We start from the raw sequence: 408 nt of genomic DNA, 5'->3' as shown, positions 1-408 counted from the left end.
ACCCCTACCTGGTCGAGCAGAACGCCGCCATCGCCTGGCGCACCGCCCTCTGGTACTGGAACACCCAGACCGGCCCCGGCACCATCACGGGCCACAACGCCATCGTCAACGGCCCCGGCTTCGGCGAGACGATCCGCTCCATCAACGGCGCGATCGAGTGCAACGGCGGCAACCCGGCCCAGGTCCAGAGCCGCATCAACAAGTTCACCCAGTTCACCCAGGTCCTCGGCACCACCACGGGCCCGAACCTGAGCTGCTGACCGATCGACGCGCGCATGTGAACCATCCCGTACGGGGGTGTGTCCGGCTCCGAGCCGGACGCACCCCCGTTCCGGCGTTCCGGGAGGGCGTTGGCAGGATCGGGGAGACGATCCGCATCGGGGGAGACATCCGACCGCCCCTCTGTGA

The 408-nt window shown here is 68.6% G+C and carries 1 protein-coding gene; it reads left to right on the top strand.

Annotated features, from left to right (window positions below):
* Positions 1 to 260: chitinase (locus RM812_RS42650; RefSeq protein WP_311586474.1), on the top strand; the 260-nt coding region annotated here is incomplete at its 5' end.
* Positions 261 to 408: the final 148 nt, after the last annotated feature.

The sequence above is a fragment of the Streptomyces lancefieldiae genome, from assembly GCF_031845825.1.
GTDB classification, from domain to species: domain Bacteria; phylum Actinomycetota; class Actinomycetes; order Streptomycetales; family Streptomycetaceae; genus Streptomyces; species Streptomyces lancefieldiae.
Note: the sequence above shows the minus strand (reverse complement) of the source record. Positions and strands in the feature narration are given on the sequence as shown.